Raw genomic sequence first — 24,495 nt, forward strand, 5'->3', positions numbered from 1 at the left:
GGAGATGTAATAGTTCCTTTTTTTGTTCATCTTTTACCCTTCAACGATCGCAATCTCCTCCGGCGTGAGGTCGTAGAGTTTGTAAACCATTTGGTCAATCTGCCTTTCCATCGCTGACGTGTCGGTGCTTGGGTCTTTCTTTTTAGTGATGAGGATTTGATCAACAACGGCAATAAAAGGCTTTTGCTCGCTTTGTGAAAGCTCTTTCGGGATGGGGAAAGGCAATAAATAGTTTGTTTTAAATCTAAAAAAGCCTCCGCGAAGAACAGAACCAGTTGTTGTTAAAAAGTACCACAATAACTTTGAATTCAATAAGGCTAAGAAATATTTCGATGATTCTTTACCGTTTTCTTTAAAAACAAAACTGTACACTGTTGTTGTATGGTAAAGACCTTTATCATCAATTGTCATTTGACAATTTGAAGCAATATCTGGTGTAAGAATCTTCATCTTTTCAAATTCTGTTAAATTTTGCGGTCTACTGAAACACCACCAATTTTTTTTAAATCTCCCATGCTCTCTATTTTCTAGTTCATTCTTATTCTCTAGTAAATATTTCCATGCTAAAGGGAATTTTCTCTTTATCTCTTTCTGTGAATAAAGGAATACCTTATTATTCTTCAGTTCATACGGGAAAATACACCATATTTTAGGCTGTAACTTTGAATAACGATGAACATCCGCACCTTTTAATAATGGTTTAACAATTTCTTTTTCAATAGAGATTTCCCGATCGAGCGACTTAGAAAAGGCATTTATCACACCATCCTTCTCTGAGATATGCTCAAGAAAATATATTTTGTCAGCACTTGTTTGCAAACCGACAAAAATCTTTTCACAAATATCAGCAAGTGTTCTTGGCTGTTGCTTCAATTTGGACAGGATATTTCCAGCACTACTTGCAGAAAAGTGCCATTCTTTTTCTGTCACAGTATTATTTGATATGATTGCAACATCTACATTTTCTGAACGCAAGTCATTATTGCTATTTATAGACGCAAATACATCATTTAAATCGTCTAATTTTGTATTTGGTTTCAGTTCCGCAAACTTGAAATTCTTATTTTGAGAAGATAAAAACAGAAGGCACGTATATGTTGTTGCTGATTCAAATACCTGACTACTACCGAAATCTACAATTTTTCGTAAAAGCTTTTGTGAGGAAATTAATTTTCGTAGGTTCTTCCCAAAAGATGCCTGGAAAAACTTGTGCGGTAATATATAAGCAATGTTACCGCTATCATGCATTAACCTTATTCCCAATTCAACAAAACAGGCATAAATATCGAAGCTGCCTGATGCTGATAAGTAACAATCCTTAAGTTTTCCAGCTAGTTCCGGAGTATTTTTCTGGATTTCTTGAATGCGTAAATAAGGTGGATTTGCAATCACAATATCAAATCTTCCTTTTTCGAGAAAAACCTCGACAAAATTAAGATGCCATTCAAAATGTTCTGATGGTCCTGGGATTTTAAGGTCTTTTATTTTTTGAATTTTTCCCTCTAATTCTAATATCCTCTTACTATTTACTTCTTCTATTATTTTATCATTAAACAACTTGCCTTGTTCCTTCTTACTACGAATTTCTAAATTTATTTTTTCTATTGCTGCCTTTTTGTCATGCTCAATAATTTTGGCAATCAATGCCTCAATTTCTTTTCGCTTTGCATCTTTTAATGAAGGAGTTGAAATTGCAAAAAGTTCGTCCTTTGCTTTTTTAAGTTGCTCTATAAGTGCCTTCTTCTCTTGATTAAATGCCACATCAAAAAATTCGTTGTTTAGAATCTCAATCAGACTGTTGCCTTGCATAATTCTATAATCCAGATTGGGTAGCGGTTTGATGGTTTTTATGTCATCTTCATCCACAACAAGCGATAGCCACAGCCGAAGTTTTGCAATTTCTACCGCGCCGGGGTCAATATCCACGCCGTAAAGAGATTTTTCGATGCATTGCCGTTTGAAATCATAGGTTGTTCTTGGCGTATCTAACCTTAACCCTGACAGGGTTCCTGGGCTCAAGCTGCCTGCCTGTGCGTCTACACACGCAGATAGGGAAGCTTGAGTTACAATAAAGGGTGCTAGCGCATTTCTCGCCTTTACAATTTCGCTCATCATACCAACGGGAAAGGCGCCTGAGCCAACTGCCGGGTCGCAGACGGTGATGTCCGCCAGTTTCTGATCAATTAATACGGCATTCTTGCGTATGCTTTCGGGTAGTTTTGATTTGTAATCAGAAGATTTCTGTTTACCCTCTAAGATTATTTGTTCTTTGATCAATGCTATTTCTTCATTTTCGCTAACCTGCTCGCCGAAGTGTATCAGGGTTTCGATATCTTTAACCCTGACAGGGTTTGGAACCCTGTCAGGGTTGGAAGCGATCAATTCTGTGTGCAAGTAATTGATCAGGCTCTGCTGGCACATATAGTGGACAATCTCACGGGGTGTGTAATAAACGCCATATTGCTTGTTGAATTTGCTTTCTTCACCTTTTTTACCGCTCTTTAACGCTTTTTCATATTCCTCAAAGTTGTCAGGACGGACTGCATTAAACTTTTCATACGCCTTGCCCAGAAGTTCAGGATCAATGGCAACCTCTTTTTCCAGTGGTTCATCTTCTCTAACAGTAAAATTGTAACGGTCAAAAATATCCAGAATACCATTACCCTCATCGCCTTCTTTGGTTTTATTTTTATTAGAGAATAGGCTGTCCGGCAGACAGATATCGTTATGTACCCAGTTGTATCCGCCATTGTTGCCAATGGGATCAAAAAGACCACCGTTTAAGAAGGGGATTTTGCAGTTAAACTGGCTGTAATAGTGATCATCATGACTGCGGTCGTTACGCAAGGCTTCGTAAAAGAGTGGTTCCAGAATGTCATTAAAGAAATTTTTATAGTCGCCGTGCCTTTTTTCAAAAAGCTCTCGCAAAAAGTGTTTAGAGCCTGTGCCCCATTCGGCTTCGCGGGCTACACCGAACCAGCCTTTTTTTCTGTAAAAAATAGAGAAATACAATCTGGCCCAATAGTTTTTTTGCAAAGTTTACGGTATCAACTCCTTTAGATTCAAATTCCTTTTTCAGGCTGGTAGAGACAGGTTTGAAACCTGTCTCTACTATTTTGTCCAGTTCTTCTTTTGTACGGATAAAAAGCCCACGGTATTCTCGGAAAAATTCTTCGGTTACGGTTTCAATATCAAATGCCTGTTCCAGTTCTTTAAGGGTTGGGTTATGCTCATCATTTGCCAACATATTAACCAGCCTGCTCTGGGCGGTGTGGCTGGTTTCGTTTGCGCCTACCAGGAATGACCATCGGCGTGCAGGTGTAAACTCTTCTTTTACCTTCATTCTGCCGGCTTGAGTCTGTTCAAACTTATAGTCCATCTTAACCAGTGAAAAACGCCAGTCTGCCGAATCCGGGGATACAAAGGCAACCAGTGCAGCTTCTTTTTCATTTGAACTACCGTATTTGCCCTGTAAATACCCGGCAACAAAGTTTCGCTGCATGGTGCGGGCGCGTTCAAGGGAGGTCTCTTTCTGAAGTTTTATGATAAGGATATCAACCCTGTTTTCATTGTCATTGAATTTGCCGATTCGCGCCAGACTGCTGATGTATGGCTTGTAAGCGTCAGGAATGAATTGACCATGACGTGGAGGAATGCGGTTTTCTTCAATATGGTTCAGAAGATTTTTGATGAATAGGGTAAACCTGCCCTTATCAAAAGGGTTCTCAAATGTCTCCTGAATAATTTGTTTTGCCTGTTGTTTATCCATGTCAATGCCTCATTTTAACCCTGACAGGGTTTCAAACCCTGTCAGGGTTGACGGTAAATTTACTCCAATGTTAAATCATCTGAAATGTCATCACGACTGGCACCATGATAAGCCACAAAACTATCACGCCCACCAAACCACGAAAGCACTTCTTCACGCTCTACTTTCGTTGGGGCGCTTGACATCACTGCCCTGTAAGAAGAGTATTGGTACTTCGCAATGTCGTTCATGATACCATGATGCCTGGGATTGTTGTGTATATATAAAGTCACCTGAACCCGCTGTTTTTCGGATGAAATCACCTTACGGCGAAAGGGGCGTTCGAAGAGACTCCCCGTCCTTCCCAGGTGTTTGTTAAGCCCTTGTGTATAGCTGTTAAACATATCTGAAAAATACAGATGTGGCTTTCTCTTTGTATCATCATGAATAGAAACCAACAGGTGAAAATGGTTCTTCATAAGACAATAGGCATATACTTTTGCTGTGAGAAAAACATATTTGGCGAGCAAGTCCAGAAAATATTGGTAATTTGCCTCGGTGTGATAAATGGTTTCGCCATTGATACCCCGGTTATAAATATGATACCAGTGTCCTGGTAACAGTGGCGTGATAGTTGTGCTCATTGTCTTCCTCCAAGGACAAGTAACCCTGACAGGGTTAAGAACCCTGTCAGGGTTTTGCTGTCAAATATAATGATAATATGACTTCCCGCTTGCCAAATACCGCTGGGTTTTGCTCAGCATAATGTTCTTCCAGAAGTTTTTTCGGTATATGCGTCCGAAGTACTGCCAGTACCTTGAGGGGGTTAACGATTTCATTCTTCAGCGCATTCAGGGTTTTCAGTGTTTGCGTTGCAGTCTGTTTGGGCAGTCCGCCTTCCTCGAGTTGGGTGAGGACTTTTTTGAGGTATAGTTCCTGGTCTTCTGTCAGTTTTTGGGTGTTCTTCGTGGTTGCCTTTAAAATTCTCAGGATACTTGCCGTGCTGTCACGTCCGCCCCTTTGCCATTGCTGCGGCACTTCTTCCGTTGTCGCTAAGATAAATGCCGCTTTGTTTTTATCCAGAAGTTCGTAAAAGTGTCCGGGAAGGTCTTTCTTTTCTTCATCAGGGGCGCTTTCCAAAATCTTTGCCGCAGATATGAAATCCAGTTCTTCCGCCACATTTTTACTGCCGGCTTTGAAAAATTTCTGGAGTTTTCCCCGTCTGAAGTAGGTAATTAACCCTGACAGGGTTGAGAACCCTGTCAGGGTTTTTGCAGTGCGCGCCTTTTTGGGGAGGCGTTTTATTTTTTCAAAAAGGTCGGGGTCTTTATCGCGAATCTCTTTAATGACCTGGAGGTATTTCAATTCGCTTTCCTCCGACCCTTCCTCACCTTCCAGCGTTTGTCTGGAAATCAACCTGTTAAATAATTCATGCGAGCCTATGGGTTCTCCTTCTGTTAAAAGTTCTGCGTCGCCTCCAAGCAGGGTTAAGAAGGCATTGATTTTAGCCTCTGCCGCTTCTTTCAGTTTTATCTGGTCATTCGATTGTTTGGTCGGGAAAAAATTAAAGGTATGTATCGTTTCAAATAGCGTATCCACGCGGTTGACACGCCCTACGCGCTGCATCATGCGGGTAGGATTCCAGGGGATATCGTAATTTATCACTGTATTGGAACGGTGCAGGTTAACGCCTTCGGCCAATACTTCCGTAGAGACCAGTATCCGGTAATCTTCCTTAGGATGACGTGATTTGGCGTCAAAATTTTCAATAACCTTGTCCCTCGTTGCCTCGCCTGAATCACCAGTAAAACACAGCACCTTATCCGGATAATGTTCATTTATGTTTTTGAACAGATAGTTTGCGGTTTCCTTTGATTCCGTAAAGATAATCAGATGGTTCGCTTTTAAGACCGGGTTTAGGGATAATTCTCCCAAAAATTTTAAAAGCTTTGGGTCGCGGTCAATGTGATGCCATAGTTTTTTAATTTCAAGCAGAATGTCATGGTCGTGCAGTAAGTCTTCTCTTAAGCCTTCTCTAAATTCACTGCTTGCATATCTTTCCGCCTTGCCTTCCTCTATCAACCGCTGGACGGCTTCATCATCGTCACTATCAAGCAACTCAAATATTTTACCGGTGTGTTTCTTGCTTATATAAACACTTCCGTCATCAAGCTCTTTTATAAACATCTCGTAAGAGCGGAGGAATCTGTCCACCGAATTTTTAAATGCAAAGAAACTGCTTTCAAGACGCTTAACAAGCAGTATTTTCATAAACTTGCCCATGTTTTTCTGTGACTGCTTTTCAAGCTGGCCAACTTTACCGTCATAATAAAGCATAGGCATATAACGGGCGTATTTGAATTTTTGCGCTATCAATGCTATGGTTTTGCTGAATATTTCATCCTCCGTATCGTTGAGTTCATAAAAAAGAGGAACAGGCTTTTCAACGTAAGGGAATCTAATGTTTTGGCTCTTTATGTCTTCACCAAAATATCTCTCAATCTCTGTTCGGGTACGGCGAACCATGAGATATTTGAGGACTTTTTCCCGTAATTCCCGCGCATTTTCTTTTACCGTATTTATGTATCTAATATAATCTTTCTGCCTGTCCAGTTTTTTTAACTTTTTATCCAGGCCATTAAAGAAGCCTTCCATGTCCTGAAGATTTGGGATAGTGCTTTTTTTGGCTTTTTGAAATAATTTTAAAAGGCTTAAAATATCTTTTGGCGCATTGTTATAAGGCGTTGCCGTTACAAGAATAATTCTTTTGCCACGGCAGATTTCCGCCAATTTCTCATAGGTAACCGTTGTTTCCGTTCTAAAACGGTGTGCCTCATCAATGATAATATTGGTGTATTTCTCTGTCCCTCTGTCAATAAGGTCATCCAATTTACCGAGTGATTCAAAATCCGCCGATACCCTGAAATCGGAAAATACATTAGTCCATGAACCGGGATTCGATCTTTCAAGCAGCACAGGAGGGGCAATGACAAGTGTCCTGCCGTCAAGCTGTCCTGCCAGCATTGCCGATATGTATGTCTTGCCTAACCCTACAACATCAGAGATAAAAACGCCGCCGTATTCCAGAAGTATCTTCCTGGCGTTTAAAACTGCCTGCTCCTGATATTCCAGTTTTTTAAATTCATGGGGAAGATATTTCAAAAACACTTCATCTGCCTGACTGAGTTCGTCTTTGAAATATTCATATAAAAATTTCAGATACAATTCGTAAGGGGTAATGGTGTTGTTCAGCCATGTCTTTATTTGAATCGTATAGATATATCGTTCCCTTACATCAACGGCGTCTTTCCACAGTTCATTGAATTTTTGGAGTGCAAATTCATAATCCGCCCTGGTTTTTAACTCTACATTAAATTCAAGGTTATCAACAAGGCCTGATTGAGTAAAATTACTAGACCCGGTAATGACTCTCCCGGTATCCCTGTCACCTTCCACAAAAGTCATAATGTAAAGCTTTGCGTGGATATTTTCGGTGGGATAAGCCCTGATTTCCAGTTTTCCGTTTTTCAGCCATTCAATAAACTTAAGGATCCCCCCTTCAACTTCTGTTCTATCCTCAGCATTTTCTACTTCTTCCGTGACAGATTGTTCGAATTGTTCTTTTACTTCGGCGTGAGAATATGGAAGGAATGGCTGGTGATTGTTTTTTGCTTTTTGAATGAGTTCTATTGCCTGTTTGTTTGTACTTATCCCGATAAGAATCCTGATCTTTTCGGTATCTTCCAGGGATTTGTAGATGGCATGGAATCCGCTGGTATAGAAATAACCAACGAGTACATCAAAGAGCCGGGTGTCTGCAATAAGGACCCTGAATCTTTCCAGGAGGCTTCTATTTTCTTCATTGGTAATAAAGGTTAAATCTGAGTTCACAATGCGGCTATTCCCCATCTTCATTAAGAAGTCTTTTGTAACACTTTAGATTTTTGAAAAAACACCGCGAAAAGCTCCGTTAGCACCTTTTTGAAAATTAATATTCAATATTCAATGCTCAATGTAAAAGAATAGAGGCAAATGAGCAACAATTTGAGAATTGAACATTGAGAATTGAATATTGAACATTTTTCCTTGTCTGCGGAATTTGGGCTTGTAATTAGAAGGTGTTTCGTCATTGGTCATTGGTCAATTGCAGGGACATGGTGCTCCGTGTTCCTACGTTTTTTTAATCTGTACAATCGGGAGCATTCCCGTTTTTTTGTAACCGTTAATGATGGGGTCAGGACGAAACAACCCTGTCAGGGTTAACACTACTGCAACGTTTCATTAAAACATAGCGGAAGTTACAAAAAATCAGGAATGCACCCGTACAATCGCTGTAATCTGAGGGATCAATAGAGTTCTTCCTTATGGATGCAAGTACATCGCCAAAGCTTTCCAGCTTCATGCCGCACTCCAGTCATCGTGAAACATAACGACAGAAATCAGCGGTGGACTATTAGCCGTCCGCTGAATTTGATTGTTATACGGTTTTTTTTAATTTAAGTATTTTAGCTTGTGATGATTCCAATATTGAATCGCGAAGAAAAGAACTTGCCTCTAATATTTCTATGCCAATTAATTCTCCGCTTTCATTCAGCTCCGCTGTAATATTCGGGCTTAACTCAATGCTATCTGCTTCTTTTTCCTCAGAGATAATTATATGCAGAATATCTTCATCTTTAAAATATGCCATCTTTGTTTTATCCATATATGAACCTCCCCGTTTTAAGTCGGAAATTAATTTGTTGACGCGTAGTAGCATGAATTGAGATAGGTGTTATTTCACACCCCTGTTTCTCATATGGAATTATAACCAGTCTATCATCATGTTTACCTACTGCAATTAAACGTTGGGTTGCAGTATCGAAGTATATTTCTCCCGAATACCGCAATATATTTTCAACCTTAAGTAGTTCAAATCCTCTTAATTCGGCTCTATATTTCATATAGTCAGTCCATACGATCTTTGACTCTTCAGGGGTTCTCACATCCCCTCCAATGTTTTATATTTAATTACACTCTTATCTAAATTAAATTTTCAAGAAGCCAGTGGCCTTATTGGACACCAATGATTTAATTATACCGCATAACGACAAAGCCCACCTGCCGCTATGGAGCGCAGCGGAATCGCGGTCAGGTGCAGCGGTTTGTTAGACACCAAATCCTCATGTTTCAAATTCACCCCGAGGCAGCCCTGATTGACGGATGATGGATTGAAGCGTTCCAATTCTGACTTCATCAAGGTCTGGGACAGTAACCGTTATTGTGCCTTGGGGAAGTTTTTTTGCATGACGATGTGGCTACCACGGCGACGCACTTCTATGAAACCATGTGCTGCCAAAATCGAGCATACATCTTTGCCAGACAAAACTCGGAGTTTACCCAACTGCCACCTCAACCTGCGTTACGAAAACATCATCGTGAAGTCGATGTTTTATCTCTTCAGCGGATGCTGTCTCAAAAAACAGTTCTAATGCTTCCCGAAGGTTGTCCCGTGCTTGTTCAATACTATCACCTTGGCTTGCAATATCTAACTCCGGACACAGTGATACATGTCCATCACATTCACGTTCAATAATTGCTGTAAATTTCATTGATAACCTCCTATCTCTCTAAAATTACTCATCATATAAGGGGTGTGTTTATTATTCTAAAACCAGACGCTTTTGACTATAACCCCGAGCCGTACATAAGCGAGGCCATGAACCACTTATCGTCCGTCAAGTTTGCAAGAACAGCTTTCACTTCATCGCGAGTCATAACCACTGGCAAGCGTGTTGGTTTGCGGGTACATATGACCTTGCCGAGATCGCCGATTTCGCGGCCGATCACATGGCGATATTGGTATCTTTATACTTTTTTGTTGCGGCTTATTTTCGAGTCATTGGCTATCATTCACTGTTTGAAAATATCAAGTTTCTTTTAAATGGAGAGAGGATAGGAAATTGCGTTTCCCTGGAAAAGAAAGGATGGTAACACAAAAATAAAGAAGAATGCAAATTTTTTCCCGTATTTTACGTTTTACGAACCAGTCATCATGCCGCTTTAGCGGCACCCAGAAACGATGAAAATGTGTCTGGGGCATGCGTATATTGTAAACCGACCGGAAGACCGACATGAAGGACTGTGAGTGGATTGCGCAACTGCTTCAGCATGGGTTGTTGAACTCCAGTTTTGTGCCGCCAACTCCTTTTCTTTCCATTTTTTAGCATATTGTTGCAAAATAATAAATATTTACTTTTAAAATCATTACACCTTTGCTAAATTACTCTCTAAACCGGAGGAGGGTTATGTGAAAAAAACAATTATCATTATTTCTATTATTGTTATTACCGCGTTGTTAATTGAGCTATACGTTTATTATAAACATCATTAGGCAAATGAAAGGAGTTGCATAACGTGTCTGAAGAAAGAAGGGTTTCTCCAAGATTTGGGACTAACTTTCCTGTCACATTGTGTGTGGATGGCAATACTTTTCCCGCGAATAGCATAAATTTGAGTGAACGGGGGGGGTGTTGCGAGACCACAGAATATTTGCCCTCTTTTACGCCGGTTAAAATAACATTTGATCTGCCTGTTAAGAACGAAACTGTTGAGGGCTTTGGAATAATTGTGCGCGTTAGAAATGGAATGTATGCCGGGGCGAAGGAAAAAACATATCTGGCCAGTATACATTTTGATAACATTGGCGCCGATGAAAGATAAAAAATAGCAACGTATCTTTCTGAAGCCGGCAATATTAATGTGGGATAGAATTGCACCGGCAAGCACCTATTTTGAAAAAATGATTACAAACTATCCGGAGATGATATTAACATGGAAGACGGCTTAAAAAGGAGAAGTATACAATTGACAATTAATTTTGAATCTGTACAAAACTCGCCCATAAACATCGATAACGCCAGAAAAGCATTACTGCAAGCACTTATAGAAAGATCGTTTAAGTATGATGAAAGGCCTGTTTTCAAGCTTACATCCGGAAAGACAAGCAATTATTATATTAATTGTAAGGCGACAACCCTTAATCCATCCTCAATGTTGCTTATTGGCAGTCTTTTTTATGAAAAAATCAGGCATCTTGACGTAGATGCCATAGGCGGCCTAACCCATGGCGCAGATCCTATAGCATTTGCAACCGCCATGGTAAGCGCTATGTCAGAAGCCAGAGGTCAGAGGTCAGAGGTCGGAGATCAATGGTCAGACCTCAGAGTAAAACCAGTTCAGGCATTTGTTATCAGGAAGGAAGCCAAATCACACGGGCTTATGAAGGTTATTGAGGGCAATGTGTCGGAAGGCGATAAGGTGGTGATTGTGGACGATGTGGTTACCACAGGGGGTTCTACTATTCAGGCCATAGACAGGGCAAGGGAACACAAACTTGAAATTGTTAAGGTAATTGCGCTTGTAGACAGGCAGGAAGGCGGCAGGGAGAATATAGAAAAGAAAATGGTTATATTTGAGTCCCTCTTTACGCGGGATGAATTGATTGACGCTTATAAAAACAAACCGTAACCCTATCTCTCCCCAGCATAAGCCGGCACCCTCTCATTATAAATATAGTCAGACAAATAAGGTTTTCGAAAAATTGACACACCCCCCGGCCCCTCTTTTTAGAGGGGAGATGATGGGTGGTAAAAAGGTTACACATTAAATCTGAAATGAACGATATCGCCGTCTTTCATGACGTAGTCTTTGCCTTCCAGCCGCAAAAGCCCTTTTTCTTTTATCTTTTGTTCAGAACCCAGGGTGATAAGATCGTTATAATTATAAATTTCCGCACGGATAAAACCCCGCTCGAAATCCGAGTGGATTACCCCTGCCGCCTGAGGCGCTTTTGTGCCTTGAAGGATAGTCCATGCCCTTATTTCCTTTGGCCCGGCGGTAAAATAGGTAATCAATCCCAGTAATTGGTATGTTTCCCGGATAAGCTTTTCGAGTCCCGATTCCTGCAGCCCCATTTCTTCGTAATACGCCTTCCTTTCAGAAGGTTCCATTTGCGCAATTTCAGATTCGATATCTCCGGAAATGACGACAAACCCGGAGTTTTCTTTTTTTGAAAACCCGGTAATGGTGTCGATGTATTTTTTGTCCTGTTCTATGTCAAAGATATTTGCCACATATAATACGGGTTTCGACGTGATTAAATGCAGGTCTGCAATGTCGGCTTTTTCCTCATCGGTCAAACACAATAACCGTACCGGTACGCCATTGTTCAGGGCGTTTTTAACCTTTTTCAGAACATCAATAGTTGCCAGGTTTTTTTTGTCCCCGGTCTTTGCTAATTTTTCGCTCCTGTTTAATCTTTTATCTACCGTTTCAATATCCGCCAGGATCAGTTCTGTATTAATAATGTCGATATCCCTTTCCGGGTGAACACTACCTTCCACATGGATGGTATCGCTTTTTTCAAAACAGCGCACTACATGCAATAGGGCATTTACGTTTTTGATGTGTCCCAGAAACTGATTCCCCAGTCCCTCGCCCTTGCTTGCCCCTTTTACCAGTCCTGCAATGTCAACGAATTCAACTATTGTAGGGACAATTTTTTCCGTTGATATTATTTCCGCTATTTTATCCATACGTATATCCGGCACCGATACCACACCCACATTGGGGTCGATTGTGCAGAAGGGATAATTTGCAGATGCTGCCTTGGCAGATGTTAGCGCATTAAAGATGGTAGATTTCCCAACGTTTGGCAAACCTACGATACCACAGTTTAAACCCATTTTTTATCCCCATTTTTAAATGTAGAGACGCATTGCATGCGTCTCTCTGTTTTTGTCAACATTTTATTCACGCGCAGCAGTTTCCAGACGCATGCAATGCGTCTCTACAAGAATATTGAAATTCCTGAACGTTGTATTTATTAAAAACATACAATTTGTAAAAATACATACTACCTGTAATTTATCTTTTTCGCAAATTTGGATAACTATATGGACTTTACGGGGTTTTCTCAATAAAAAATTTGAAAATTATCGTAACGCTTTAGTTTTTTGAAAAATTCCAATAATAGCGATGTTTGCCGCACAGTGTAGGGACGAAGCATTTGCCCGTTTTGGGTATGAACGCATGTATGACAATTTGCGGCAAATGCTTCGCCCCCTACTTTTTCAAAAAACTAAAATGTTACAAATTATCAATAGGATAGTTATTTACCGCAGAAAGGACGGCTCTTATATTATATTGACAAGAAAATATGCGTGCGTTAAACTTTAGTACGAATAAAAAAAACGATTATTATGCTTTATATCTCCTCCTAATACCTGCGTTAAAACTGTTGTCGGCTAACCCGTGACGGTATAATATGTTCATTAAACACCTTTCCGATTTTTATAAAAGATACCTGTTTGCCCTCCTTATTATTGTTTCTGTAGCAATCCATGGCCTTTTTTTTTTCTTTTCTCCTCAGGGAAATCAGTTATTAAGCATCAGATCGCTCAGAGATAGTTTTGTGCGTGAACCGGATGAATTCACAATTACATTTGACCTGGAAAGTAAGGACGATAAAAAAGAACTCACGGCTTCTGAAGTATCGAAGGAAAAAAGCCTATTAGAAAAGGAGAAGAAGGATAAGACGTTTACGGATACTTCCCAAAACAAAGAAGAAGAGGAACCCTCCGCCGAAACAGACAGGATTGGTGAAAAAGGGGCTTCCGCAAAAGGCAAAAACCCGGATGACACAAGTGTGCTTAACAACGAACCATACGCAGGCGGACAGTCAAAGGTTCCTTTGCTGGGAAAAGGCGAACAGGGCATTTCCATTGAAGACCAGCGGCAAAACCAGGCGCAGAAAACGGTTGAAAAGCCTGGCAGTAAGGAAGAGAGAGTTGCAGAAAACAATGCTGCCAAGGAATCTCGGCAGACAGAAAAAAATCCAGCTCCTCAGAAAGAACAAATTGACTCCATAGGTATGCAGCAGGAAAGGGTTGACGTAAAAGAATACAAAAGAGTGCCCTCCGCGGGAAAGGCAGATGAAACCGATAAAACCACTACCCTGACGGATACCGATGGAAAAGAACTGCAGAAACAAACGTTAGCGGCAGAAGCCGGCGTTAGGCAGGAAAGATTCCCCGAGAAAATTTCCCGCCAGGAGGGGATACATGTTCTGGAAGAAACAAGGAATATTAAAAATGCGTCAAAGGTGGAAAAAGGCGAGTTGTTACCAGAGCCGCAAGAATTGCAAGGCATAAGGAAAAGTGAAATAACGAAAGAAACTGGAAAAGAGAGAAAAGACCATGTAACTACACCGCCAGCAGGAACATACGGTGTTACACAGCAAAATAAAAGAGAAACCACCGGGGAAAGCCAGAAGGTTGTAGCTGAAAAGGAGCAGCCCAAGGCCTCCTTTAATGTTGCTGCCAAGGATGAAGGCTCCGGCAATGATCCGGTGTTGTTTGAAGATACGCTGTCTAATGCAGAAATTCCAGGGGCGCCGTCTTTTAACGTTAAACAACACAAGTATGCAGCATATTTTAAACATATCCGGCAGAGAATATCATTGTATTGGTTTCTGGGATATGGCACACGGGCAGAGATTAACCTGGTGACGAACAAAGACAAGCCGATTATTATTGAATTCAAAGTGTTGCCAAATGGTGCTATTGAAGGGGTAAAAATTGTGGAGGATGCGGGTAATTTTCAACTTGCCTCGCGTATTGTTTCTTCTATTAAGAGTGCTTCTCCGCTGGACCCCTTTCCCTCACACATTAAGGAATCATCTATTAATGTAAAGTTTAATTTTTATTTTTTCTAATTATTCAGAAAAATACATAACAGGAGGAATAGTAATTTGGAATGGCTATTGGGAGCAGGGCCGATAATGATACCGTTATTGGTATGTTCGGTGTTTTCACTCGCAATTATTATGGAGCGGGCAATTAATTTAAGAAAGAACAAGATACTCAAACCTGAAATAATACAGACAATAGAAGCAATAAAGAGCCCGAGAGACATACCGTTTGCAATCTCAAAATGCGAGGTAATAGAAGGCCCTTTTTCGAATCTTTTGCGGCGTATTCTTTCGAATAACCACCTCTCGCGGGAAGAAAAGTTTATTGATATCCAGGCCATGGGAAGGCAGGAAACAAGGGTGCTTGAAAAGCGTCTTTGGCTTTTGGAGGTTATTACCGCAATCGCTCCCTTGCTGGGGTTGCTGGGTACCGTATTAGGGCTGGAAGATATCTTCGCCATTATCTCTGAACTGGGACTTGGACATGCGAAGGCGTTTGCCGGAGGCCTGGCGGTTGCCATACGTACAACGGTGTTTGGCCTGTGCATTGCAATTCCTTCTTTGGTTGCATATAATTATTTTGACAGGAAGGTGGATGGTTATGTCCGTGAAATAGAAGAATATTCCCTCACTATTCTCAACAAGCTTTATCCACCCGAAGTATAGAGAAAAGATATTTTTTGTTTGGAGTTACAATAAAAGGGCTTTTCAGAAAAGAATTAAAGGAAGACAATACATCGAAAACAAGCTTTAGAAAAAGGATAGATTTTATGAAGTTGCCATTAATTATCGAATCCTGGAAAAAAGGATAGTGGTATTTGGCGCGTGTGCCAGTTAATGGCAATGCCAACAAACCTGATGAATAGTAAAATCATAAACTAATTTTGTTTTGAAAAGAGGGCTGACAAATGAAATACCCGGTAGTGGTGCATAAAAGTGAATATGGCTATGATGTGCATTGTCCAATCTACCATGGCTGCCACAGCCAAGGAGATACTTTAGAAGATGCTCTGGAAAACATTAAAGATGCAATTCATACATATTTAACAATGCTTGCTGAGGAAAACAAAGGCGCTATTTATGAGGTAGAGGTAAATGCCTGATGCTATTTACTGGTAACACTTTAGTTTTTTGAAAAGAAGCTATATAAGCGGCGGAAAAGCACTGTTGATTTAAACAAATGCGACATTATTATTTCAATAATGGAATATTTCCTTTGATAATATGGATAAAGAATATTTTTTGGAATTGGAAGAAAAAACTATTGTTTATGTGCACTTTAAAACAGAAAAGGGATATGTTACAGAATTTGTCGTAAAGCTTTTGTCCGCGTTTGAAGGCGAATGGCATGAAATTCTTAGATATGATAGTGGACACGGCTGTCCACATAAAGATATTCTCAATACAGATGGAAAAGTTACAAGAAAAATCTGGTATGATTTCCTCGATAACGGACAGGCATTGACGATGGCAATAAAGGATATTAAAGACAATTTCGAATTTTACAAAGAAAGGTATCAGAAATGGCTGAAAGAATATTAAAAGAAAATGCTATTAAAAAACATCTGGAAGAAGAAGGTTTTAAGGAAATAAAGGCATCGAATAAGCGCGCTCTATGGTATAAAAAAGCATCCGAAAGCCCATCTTGTTTGAAACGAGTTCAAGAGAAAAAAGCCAAAATTTGAGTTATTTAAGGTGAGAGAAGCGACAGCGCACTCCGACGGTTAGGGCTTAAAATCTGAACAAGGGTAGAGACACATTGCAATACGTCTCTACAATTTAGTTAATAACACTCTATGCGAGCGATAGAGAAATCAACCATAGAAAACATGTGGGCTTCGGGTTACAAACCCTAACCCGTAGAAATTTGGTAATTAAACAATGAGATTCAGAGAAAAAACTCCTTCAAAATCATTTATTAATCTTACTCCATTGGTGGATATGTTGTTCATTATCCTATTATTCTTTCTGGTTACCTCAACCTTTATCGATCAGCCAAATATTCAACTGGAACTTCCCACGACAAAACACACACCAACCAGCAAAGTAGATGAACAAGTATTAAATATTTCCCGTGACGGAAGGTTATTTTTCCAGAATGAACCTGTTGAAAGAAAAGTACTTATACAGGTATTGAAGAAGGCTTTTTCTCAACAAACGGAAAAGACCCTTGTTTTGCGGGTGGACAAAAATGTTCCCTACGGACTTGTCATTGACGTAATGGATGCCGCTAAAGGGGCTGGTCTGAAGAAGATAGTCGCTCCTACTATTGTTGACCCTGAAAAACAACCATAGCAGAATTTTGTTTGCGGCTTTTATCATTCTATTATAAAATACTCGTTGTACTGGAGAGGAGAAACTATCCACCAATTAAAAAAGATTGAAGCTACTGATTTCACAGAGTATTGATATTTTTATCTGAGCAATCCATGGTTTCAGGAAGCTCTCCCCACGTTGACTTATTTATGAAGATAAATTGTAGAGAAACCGTTTAATGAACTTGTCAAACGCAGGAGTATGAACCTATGCTGAAAAAAAAATTTATAAAAAGCAAATGCGTAACGTGTAAACAATGCATGATCGAGTGTGCGGTGAGGCATTCATCGTCCCGAAACCTTTATGATGCTTTTACCGAAAATCCAAAATCGCAGTACCGCTTGCAAGTGTCTATCCGGAAAGATCATCCATATATGACGGTGTGCCAGAATTGCGCAAAACCAAAGTGTATGGCTTCTTGTGAGTATGGGGCAATTACAAAATATGAGGATGGAAATGTTGTAATTGATACCGCAAAATGTGTTGGGTGCTGGGAGTGTGTAAGTGCTTGCCCGTTTGGCGCCATTACCAAAAATACTGAACTTAAATACGCTTTTAATTGTGATGATTGTAAGGGATTCGATACGATGGCGTGTGTTGAGGCGTGTAAAACAGGGGCTCTTGTTTACGTATAGGACACAAAATAGCCTGAATTTATACGCTGCACTATTAAGATGTTTTTTTTACAAAACCCATTGCTTTTAAAACTTTTTGCTCAAGCAATAGAGTAACGTGACGGATTTTTTACAGATAAGTCCTGCTGGTTTGAGAATTTTTTCTATGCAATGCGGGTGTTTTTTTAAAATAACAAATAGGGTAGTTTGGTGTAGTGCTTACCTATGCTAAAAAAACACAGCAAATTTTTTGAATCATTGTTGTTGCTTGCCGATTGGTGTGCCTTGTCTGTTTCATGGATAACCGCGTATTATTTACGCTGTTATGCTGAAATTATCCCTGTGTATAAGGGTATACCTCCTCTCAAAAATTACATCATTTTATTAATTTTTATGATTCCCCTTTGGGGAATTGTATTTAAGACATTTGGTTTATATCGTCCCCGCCGGGTTTCTACTAAATTATCAGAGATTATAGATATTGTGAAGGCATCTACCTTTGCAACATTAATACTCATTTCCCTAACGTTTCTTTTCCGTCAGGATGAGTTTTCCAGGGTAATATTCCTCTTTTTTTGGATTATTAGCATCGTATTCCTGTGCTTTATAAGGGTAATATTCAGAAAGTTTTTGCGGTTTATACGGCACAAAGGTTTTAACCAAAGGTACGCATTGGTTGTTGGCACGGAAAAACTGGGACAAGAACTTACAGGCAAATTAAGAAAACATTTGGAACTGGGCATACAGGTAGCAGGGTTTGTGTCGGACGACGCAAGCATTATCGGCAAAAAAATCTCCGGAATAGAAGTTATAGGTAAATTTTCTGATATTCGTGATTTAATTACACGGCATAATATTGATATTGTTTTTATCACATTGCCCTTTCACTCACATTACCAATTAAAAGAGGTATTAGAGCATATTGGCGATGAAATGGTTACGATCATGGTTTTGCCAGATCTTTTTGATTTTGTGACATTACGCGGAAATGTTAGTGAATTTGAGGGCATGCCCCTTATAAGCCTGCGCGATACTCCACTTTACGGGTGGAGTGTTATTTTGAAGAGGACATTGGATGTTGTTTTTGCCATCATTGTGCTGGTCGTAGCAGCCCCAATTATGTTAACGATAGCAATAGTAATAAAACTCACCTCGGAGGGGCCTGTCTTCTATAAACAGGAAAGGATGGGGTTGGATGGAAGACTTTTTAACCTGCTTAAATTCAGGACGATGTGCATAAATGCGGAGGAACAAACCGGCCCTGTCTGGACAAAGAAAAACGATCCCCGTTGTACGAAAATCGGGAAATTCTTACGAATGGCAAGTTTAGACGAATTGCCACAATTTTTTAATGTGTTGTGGGGAGATATGAGCATTGTCGGACCGCGTCCTGAAAGGCCTGTTTTTATAAAGAATTTCAGAAATACCACACCAAAATATATGTTACGGCACAAAATGAAGGCGGGGATTACCGGGTGGGCGCAAGTTTGCGGTTTCCGCGGCAATACGTCCCTTGAAAAACGTATAAAATACGACCTATACTACATTGAACATTGGTCGATGAAATTTGATTTGAAGATTATCTGGCTTACATTATGGCGCGGCTTTATCAACAAACATGCCTATTGATTATGGAACATAGCGTTAAAAAAGCCCTGCTACTTTGTTTTCTTCTTTGTGCAATCTATGAGGGTTTCTTTTTTACGGATAAGGGAAACGTTGCTTTTCACGTATCAGCAGATGACCATATTCCTAACCATGTATGGGAAATCGAACCGGAGAAAAAAGGTATTGCAAGCATTATTCTTGACATTGCCTCGGAATCCTGCCAGGGAATAGACAAAACACATTACCTTCAACAATTAGATGAAATATGTGAAAGCATAAAAACATCTGTAGGAAAAAATAAAACGCCGGAGTATATCATCAGTACGATAAATGCTATTCTTTTTGATACATTCGGGTTTAAATATACACAAAAGGGGGATATTGAATATATATTTCTAAATAAGGTATTGGACAATAAAATTGGAAACTGTGTAGGATTATCTCTCCTGTATCTTTGCATAGCAGAGAATCTTCAATTGCCGGTATATGGAGTAAGTGTGCCGGAACATATGTTTGTGCGATATGATGACGGAAGTTATAAAATAAACATAGAGACAGGTTATAACGGACTTTCCATACCGGATCGTTATTACATAAACGTTCCAGGAAAGGCTATCTCTGAAAAAAGTATTGTGAATGGATATTATTTAAAAAACCTTACCGTGGATGAGGTGCTTGCCAGTGTTTATTTAAATCGTTCCCTTGTTCAAAAACAAAAAGGCAATTTAAAAGATGCATTACACGACGTGAACAAAGCTATGGCATTGCGCGATACCGATGCAGTTGCTTTTTGTGACAGGGGCGTACTCCACGAAAAACTTGGCAATAATGAACTGGCAATAGCAGACTATAACAGGGCGGTTGATTTGAATCCGGATTATGCGTCGACGTATTATAACCGGGGGTCATATCACGCCAAAATGGAAAATATTGATACTGCCATAATGGATTATAACAAGGCAATATCATTAGACCCCGGCTCAAAATTGGCGTATTATAACAGAGGCATCGCATTCTATTTAATTGGACAAATAGAATCAACAATACACGATTTAAGCATGGTGATAACTTTTGATCCGGCATATGCCCCTGCTTACGCAGCGAGGGGACTGGCATACGCCGAATCAAATGAACCGGAAAAGGCGTTAAACGATTTTAATAAGGCATTGGAACTTGATCCGGGCAATGTAGATATTTACATGAAAAGAAGCATCCTTCATGCCGATGCAATGCGTTACGAAGAGGCGATACAGGACATAACTACCTTTATTGAATCTGTTCCTGAAAATGCCTTTGCATATTACATAAGGGCAAAGGCGTATCGCGGAAGCGGGCGTTTCAGGGAATCTCTTGAAGATTTTAACAAAATGATAGCATTGAAACCAATGCTTGCAGGTGTTTATTATGAACGTGCACTTGTAAAAAAAATATTAGGAATGCCTTCTGAAGCCATTTCGGATCTTAATACCTCCATAGAACTCTTTCCTTACAATCCCCTTGCATATCTTCATCGTGCAAATACTCACCGCGATTTAGCATGTAAAGAAAAAGCATTAAAAGATTATGTAACCTACTTAAAGCTTAATCCCGAAGCGCCAGATGCCGATGAAGTTATGGAAAATATAAAAAATCTGAAGAGGTAAATAAAAAGCAGGATATCCTCTTTTGCCTCATGGTGGAGGGGCGAAGCATTTGCTGTAAATTGCCATAAATACATTCCTACCCAAACTGGCAAATGCTTCGCCCCTACTTTTTCAAAAAACCAAATCCAGAACTCAAGAAGTGTTCTTTTTTACAAAAAAAAGTATCTAAGTCAATTAATTACAGTGAGATAGACAAAAGTTTGAGCAAAGACATTGCCATTGCGATTCGTTCTGTTACCACCAAACATTTAATTTGGTGTCAAATCAAATTCCACCTGATCAGGAGTTCTGGAATTATTACAAGATCTTTATAAATGTGATATACATCATATTCATAAATAAATATTTTTTATATAATAGCAAATAGTGAAACAGGCAAAACACATGTTTATTGTTTATTCACGCTATTGACCATACCTTAAATTATTACTGAATAAGTAATAATACAAGCAAATTTCATAGATGTTTGGCACAAGTATTGCTACTTTATTAATTATCATCGATAATTGTTTAAAAATTAGCGATGAATAATAAGAATTGTGAAAACTATGTCTGCTATTTTGATATATTTAAAAGCTGTGAGTACATTTTCTAAATTTTCACCATGTGCATTGAAATTGTATTTTTTTTAATGTTATAGAAGAAGATGGGGGATTTATATGTTATCAGAAAAGATTATTACACAGGACGTATTTGGCCCAAATATAGATTCAAAAGATTATTCTACTATGAAACACACTATAGAAAATGTGGTAAAAAGGGGGGTTGATATTGCCTGTAGTCTATTTTTTATAATGCTTTTTTCTCCAATATTTTTCTTTGTTGCAGTTTTAATCAAAGTGGATAGTAAAGGCGCTGTTTTTTTTAAACAAAAACGCTGCGGGAAAAGTGGTAAAGAATTTTTTATGTTAAAATTCAGAACCATGGTTGATGATGCCGAGATTTTGAAAAAAATCTTCTTAATGAAATGGAAGGGCCGGTATTTAAAATAAAAAAAGACCCAAGGATTACAAGAATCGGATTATTTCTTAGAAAATGGAGCATTGATGAATTGCCACAGTTTATTAATATTTTAAAAGGTGAAATGAGCCTGGTGGGGCCAAGGCCTTTGGCGAAAGAAGAAATGGCAGGCTACGACCTATGGAAAAATATAAGGCTTACGGCAAAACCTGGCCTGACAGGTTTGTGGCAGATTTATGGCAGACCTACAGGGAAATTCGGTGATTGGGTAAAATATGATATAGCGTATGTACGTAGCAGATCAATATTTCTGGATATTAAAATTATCTTTTTGACCTTGTTTGCAGTATTGAGCAAAAAAGGCGCATGCTAAGCAATGCAAAGTCATTTAATTTTTAAGTCCTTGGGGGAAGGCAATTTAACCAGTAGTATCATTTTTTAATTTTCTATATCTTTCAAATGCCTTTCTTGCTTCTTCTTTCATACCTTTTTTTTCGTATAAGTTACCTAAATTGTTTAATATTTCAACGGTGTCTGGCTGTATTTCCAATACTTTTGAATATTCATAGATAGCACTATCTAACAGCTCTTTTTCTTCATAAATACGTGCCAGCGCTAGATGCAAGGTTGCATGTTTTGGGTTGACTGTTATTGCTCGTTTTAAAATTATAATAGCATTTTCCGACATATTTTCCTGGTTGTATGCTATTCCCAGACATAAATACGCTCTTAAATTGTTTTTGTTGAGAGATACCGCGTTTTCCCACTGTTCTATTGCTTTTTCATATTGACCGTTATAATAGGAAATAAGTCCCAATTCAAAGTAAGTGTTTGAGTTTAAGCTGATATTCAGTTTCTCAATATTTTCTAATTTTTCTTTTATTGCAACAAGTTTTTTGAGTGTATTGGCATCTAATGTTTTATTTTGAGTTTCAGGTAGAATCAATGAAGATATGAAGGCCTTTTTCCTTTCTGCAGAAAGGGCATTTTCCAATGCCTCTTTTTCTTTTTCAATAAAACCAACTGATTTGTCAAAAATATTCGTAAGTTCAAAATTTTTGTCCTTCAGTAAGGATATTTTCTGCTCAAGCCTTGTCGTTTTCTTTTCACTTTCTTTTTTAATAGCAGTTATTTCCAATAAATGATCTTCTCTGAATTTTTGTTCTAATTCCTTCATCTGTTTTTCGTGTTCTTTTTTTGAAAAATAATCCCCTTCATAAGAAGCGAGTTTTTCTTCAGATTCCTTTATCTTTTCCTCATAAAAAGACCTGGGAATGTATTCATTTTTTATTTTTTCATCATACTCGGCAATTTTTGCTTCGAACGCATTTTCATCGATCTTTTGCCGTTTCATGCGTAAAAATTTTAACGTCTTTATTTGTTCATCCTTTTCTAAAAGCAGTTTTTCATAATAAGGTTTTTCTTTAAGAAACCAATAGCAACAAAGGGAAACAACACAAATTGCAAAGATACTTCCGATAATCAAAGAAATCTGTTTATTTGTCCTGATAAAGGATGGTTTTTCTGCGATTGATGCAGTTTTTTTAAATTTATCAAGGTATTTAGAAATATTAAAAGAGATGAATTTCATGGTTGGAAAGCGTTTTGTTTTTATTTTGTAAAAATTGCAAATCGAATATTAGCAATTAGTCCCTGTTTGTTTATCAGGGGGGTAATAAGTCAGTCCTCAATCCTCAATTTCTGTAGGCTGTAGACGCTACGGTTGGCCTTTTATTACTCAGTTAAAATCATTTTTTTTGTTTATCATGAGAACGTCAGCTTCTTCACGCGTCATAGGAACAATTTCCATTATTTTCGCAGGTGTTCCATTGTTCGATTTTCTCACAGCCACTTTTGTCTGTGGAAGAAATTGTGATTTTCCGTATCTCGCTGTGATACGCGCAGAAGTGTGAATTTTTTCTTCCGTAATTTCACCGCGAAGCAACGTGATCGGACCTGGCACATCAATCAAATTTAATAGATAATCACCGGATTTAAAAAGGGCGGCTATTCTTTCATTTTCCGCTTCGTTCCTTCCTACAATGGCTTTTGTTGTATTATCTATTTTAAAATGCCTTCCTACCTTCAGAAGATTCACATCATTTACATCAGCATCGGATGTCTCTATCAAATCTCTCATGCGGTGCGCGAATTCCGGGTCAGTAAGCAAACATCCGCCGGCAGAACAAGGATAGTCTTTGATCTCAAAAACATCTGCCAGTTGTATCTGCTCTTTCCTGGAACGTCCTCTGATTTGAAGCAACTTTTCTCTGTCCACAAGCCCGAGTTTTTCGGGGATAGTCGGTTCCATATGCTTTGCGCACAATGGTCTCAATACCAGTCCGGTAAGATTTGCCTCTTTATCAATAATCCTCATAGCTTCCTTTCGCTGTGACATAGGCCTTTGCCCCAATACCTCCCCGGTGATAATAAAATCTGCGCCAATTTCGCGCATGTAGTCTCCTGCCGCATGGAAAATATTAATCCTGCAATCAATACACGGATTCATGTGTTTACCATATCCATGTTTTGGTTTTTTCACTATTTCCAAAAATCGATCTGTGGTATTAATTACCTTAATCGGTATTCCAAATTTTTCTGAAACTTTTACCGCCTCCAATTTGCAACTGCCATGTGAAGTACATCGGCAAAAAACTGTGACAAAGTTCAGCGCTATAACCTCAATACCTTGCTCCTGAATAACGCGTATCGCCAAAGTGCTATCTAAACCACCGGATAATAATGCCAAAGCCTTAGCCAACGTAATGCTCCTTAAAACAGTAAAAAAATAATCTTAACTTTCGTAACAATTTAGTTTTTTGAAAAAATAGGGGCGAAGTATTTGCCTGTTTGGGTATGAATGCATTTATGACA

Annotated in this window: 23 protein-coding genes; 13 read left to right on the forward strand and 10 right to left on the reverse strand. The window is 39.0% G+C overall.

The genetic code is table 11. The features are described 5' to 3' along the window. Positions 1–33 precede the first annotated feature (33 nt). From M5U24_RS10710 to M5U24_RS10740, 7 genes are all read right to left on the reverse strand, one after another. On the reverse strand, positions 34–2,928 hold the full coding sequence (locus M5U24_RS10710; RefSeq protein WP_298202407.1) for a TaqI-like C-terminal specificity domain-containing protein: 2,895 nt from the start codon (positions 2,926–2,928) through the stop codon (positions 34–36). Between the two features lie 7 nt (positions 2,929–2,935). Beyond that, a complete protein-coding gene (locus M5U24_RS10715) occupies positions 2,936–3,769 on the reverse strand; it encodes a hypothetical protein (RefSeq protein WP_298202409.1) in 834 nt (277 codons plus the stop codon). A 59-nt stretch (positions 3,770–3,828) separates the two neighbouring features. Continuing rightward, positions 3,829–4,392, reverse strand: a complete 564-nt coding sequence (locus tag M5U24_RS10720) for a transposase (protein WP_099325594.1) — start codon at positions 4,390–4,392, stop codon at positions 3,829–3,831. A 46-nt stretch (positions 4,393–4,438) separates the two neighbouring features. After that, positions 4,439–7,639: a helicase-related protein gene (locus tag M5U24_RS10725; protein WP_298202410.1), complete on the reverse strand. Its 3,201-nt coding sequence runs from the start codon at positions 7,637–7,639 to the stop codon at positions 4,439–4,441. A 343-nt stretch (positions 7,640–7,982) separates the two neighbouring features. Continuing rightward, positions 7,983–8,150, reverse strand: coding sequence for a hypothetical protein (locus M5U24_RS10730; protein ID WP_164995561.1), 168 nt, complete (start codon positions 8,148–8,150; stop codon positions 7,983–7,985). A gap of 75 nt (positions 8,151–8,225) precedes the next feature. Beyond that, a complete protein-coding gene (locus M5U24_RS10735) occupies positions 8,226–8,453 on the reverse strand; it encodes a DUF2283 domain-containing protein (protein ID WP_099325593.1) in 228 nt (75 codons plus the stop codon). Between the two features lie 670 nt (positions 8,454–9,123). Continuing rightward, positions 9,124–9,339 (reverse strand): type II toxin-antitoxin system HicB family antitoxin, encoded by a 216-nt coding sequence (locus M5U24_RS10740; RefSeq protein ID WP_099325592.1) that lies wholly within the window; start codon positions 9,337–9,339, stop codon positions 9,124–9,126. 805 nt (positions 9,340–10,144) lie between these two features. Here M5U24_RS10740 and M5U24_RS10745 point away from each other — a divergent pair. Further along, entirely contained in the window at positions 10,145–10,450 is a 306-nt protein-coding gene (locus M5U24_RS10745) for a PilZ domain-containing protein (protein ID WP_298202412.1), read from the forward strand. Positions 10,451–10,561: 111 nt separating this feature from the next. Continuing rightward, entirely contained in the window at positions 10,562–11,257 is a 696-nt protein-coding gene (gene pyrE, locus M5U24_RS10750) for an orotate phosphoribosyltransferase (protein ID WP_164995562.1), read from the forward strand. 128 nt (positions 11,258–11,385) lie between these two features. On the opposite strand, the gene ychF is transcribed toward pyrE, so the two are convergent. Continuing rightward, positions 11,386–12,474, reverse strand: coding sequence for a redox-regulated ATPase YchF (gene ychF / locus M5U24_RS10755; protein WP_298202413.1), 1,089 nt, complete (start codon positions 12,472–12,474; stop codon positions 11,386–11,388). Positions 12,475–13,055: 581 nt separating this feature from the next. Here ychF and M5U24_RS10760 point away from each other — a divergent pair. The 11 genes from M5U24_RS10760 (at position 13,056) to M5U24_RS10810 (ending at position 21,994) form a co-directional block, all read left to right on the forward strand. Beyond that, on the forward strand, positions 13,056–14,504 hold the full coding sequence (locus M5U24_RS10760; RefSeq protein WP_099325588.1) for a TonB C-terminal domain-containing protein: 1,449 nt from the start codon (positions 13,056–13,058) through the stop codon (positions 14,502–14,504). Between the two features lie 36 nt (positions 14,505–14,540). Further along, positions 14,541–15,146 (forward strand): MotA/TolQ/ExbB proton channel family protein, encoded by a 606-nt coding sequence (locus M5U24_RS10765; protein ID WP_157820565.1) that lies wholly within the window; start codon positions 14,541–14,543, stop codon positions 15,144–15,146. A gap of 242 nt (positions 15,147–15,388) precedes the next feature. Next, positions 15,389–15,583, forward strand: a complete 195-nt coding sequence (locus M5U24_RS10770) for a type II toxin-antitoxin system HicB family antitoxin (RefSeq protein WP_099325586.1) — start codon at positions 15,389–15,391, stop codon at positions 15,581–15,583. Positions 15,584–15,704: 121 nt separating this feature from the next. After that, positions 15,705–16,022: a hypothetical protein gene (locus M5U24_RS10775; RefSeq protein ID WP_099325585.1), complete on the forward strand. Its 318-nt coding sequence runs from the start codon at positions 15,705–15,707 to the stop codon at positions 16,020–16,022. Continuing rightward, positions 16,004–16,165, forward strand: a complete 162-nt coding sequence (locus M5U24_RS10780) for a hypothetical protein (RefSeq protein ID WP_157820564.1) — start codon at positions 16,004–16,006, stop codon at positions 16,163–16,165. Before M5U24_RS10775 ends, M5U24_RS10780 begins: the two co-directional genes overlap by 19 nt. Positions 16,166–16,361: 196 nt before the next feature. Continuing rightward, the gene (locus tag M5U24_RS10785; protein WP_099325584.1) at positions 16,362–16,775 is read left to right on the forward strand and encodes a biopolymer transporter ExbD; all 414 of its coding nucleotides are present in this window, start codon (positions 16,362–16,364) and stop codon (positions 16,773–16,775) included. A 230-nt stretch (positions 16,776–17,005) separates the two neighbouring features. After that, positions 17,006–17,431, forward strand: coding sequence for a 4Fe-4S dicluster domain-containing protein (locus tag M5U24_RS10790; protein ID WP_099325583.1), 426 nt, complete (start codon positions 17,006–17,008; stop codon positions 17,429–17,431). Between the two features lie 204 nt (positions 17,432–17,635). Further along, the gene (locus M5U24_RS10795) at positions 17,636–19,039 is read left to right on the forward strand and encodes an undecaprenyl-phosphate glucose phosphotransferase (RefSeq protein WP_099325582.1); all 1,404 of its coding nucleotides are present in this window, start codon (positions 17,636–17,638) and stop codon (positions 19,037–19,039) included. Between the two features lie 2 nt (positions 19,040–19,041). Continuing rightward, positions 19,042–20,661, forward strand: coding sequence for a tetratricopeptide repeat protein (locus M5U24_RS10800; protein WP_164995566.1), 1,620 nt, complete (start codon positions 19,042–19,044; stop codon positions 20,659–20,661). Between the two features lie 659 nt (positions 20,662–21,320). Next, positions 21,321–21,653, forward strand: a complete 333-nt coding sequence (locus M5U24_RS10805) for a sugar transferase (protein ID WP_298202416.1) — start codon at positions 21,321–21,323, stop codon at positions 21,651–21,653. Then, complete coding sequence (locus M5U24_RS10810; protein ID WP_298202417.1) at positions 21,629–21,994, forward strand: sugar transferase; 366 nt, start codon at positions 21,629–21,631, stop codon at positions 21,992–21,994. The genes M5U24_RS10805 and M5U24_RS10810 overlap by 25 nt, the downstream gene beginning before the upstream one ends. A gap of 45 nt (positions 21,995–22,039) precedes the next feature. On the opposite strand, the gene M5U24_RS10815 is transcribed toward M5U24_RS10810, so the two are convergent. Together M5U24_RS10815 and M5U24_RS10820 are read right to left on the reverse strand one after the other, a co-directional pair. Then, a complete protein-coding gene (locus M5U24_RS10815; protein WP_099325579.1) occupies positions 22,040–23,212 on the reverse strand; it encodes a tetratricopeptide repeat protein in 1,173 nt (390 codons plus the stop codon). A 147-nt stretch (positions 23,213–23,359) separates the two neighbouring features. Then, entirely contained in the window at positions 23,360–24,382 is a 1,023-nt protein-coding gene (locus M5U24_RS10820; RefSeq protein WP_099325578.1) for a hypothetical protein, read from the reverse strand. Positions 24,383–24,495 lie beyond the last annotated feature (113 nt).

This window comes from Candidatus Kuenenia sp., from assembly GCF_027493735.1.
Classification (GTDB): domain Bacteria; phylum Planctomycetota; class Brocadiia; order Brocadiales; family Brocadiaceae; genus Kuenenia; species Kuenenia stuttgartiensis_A.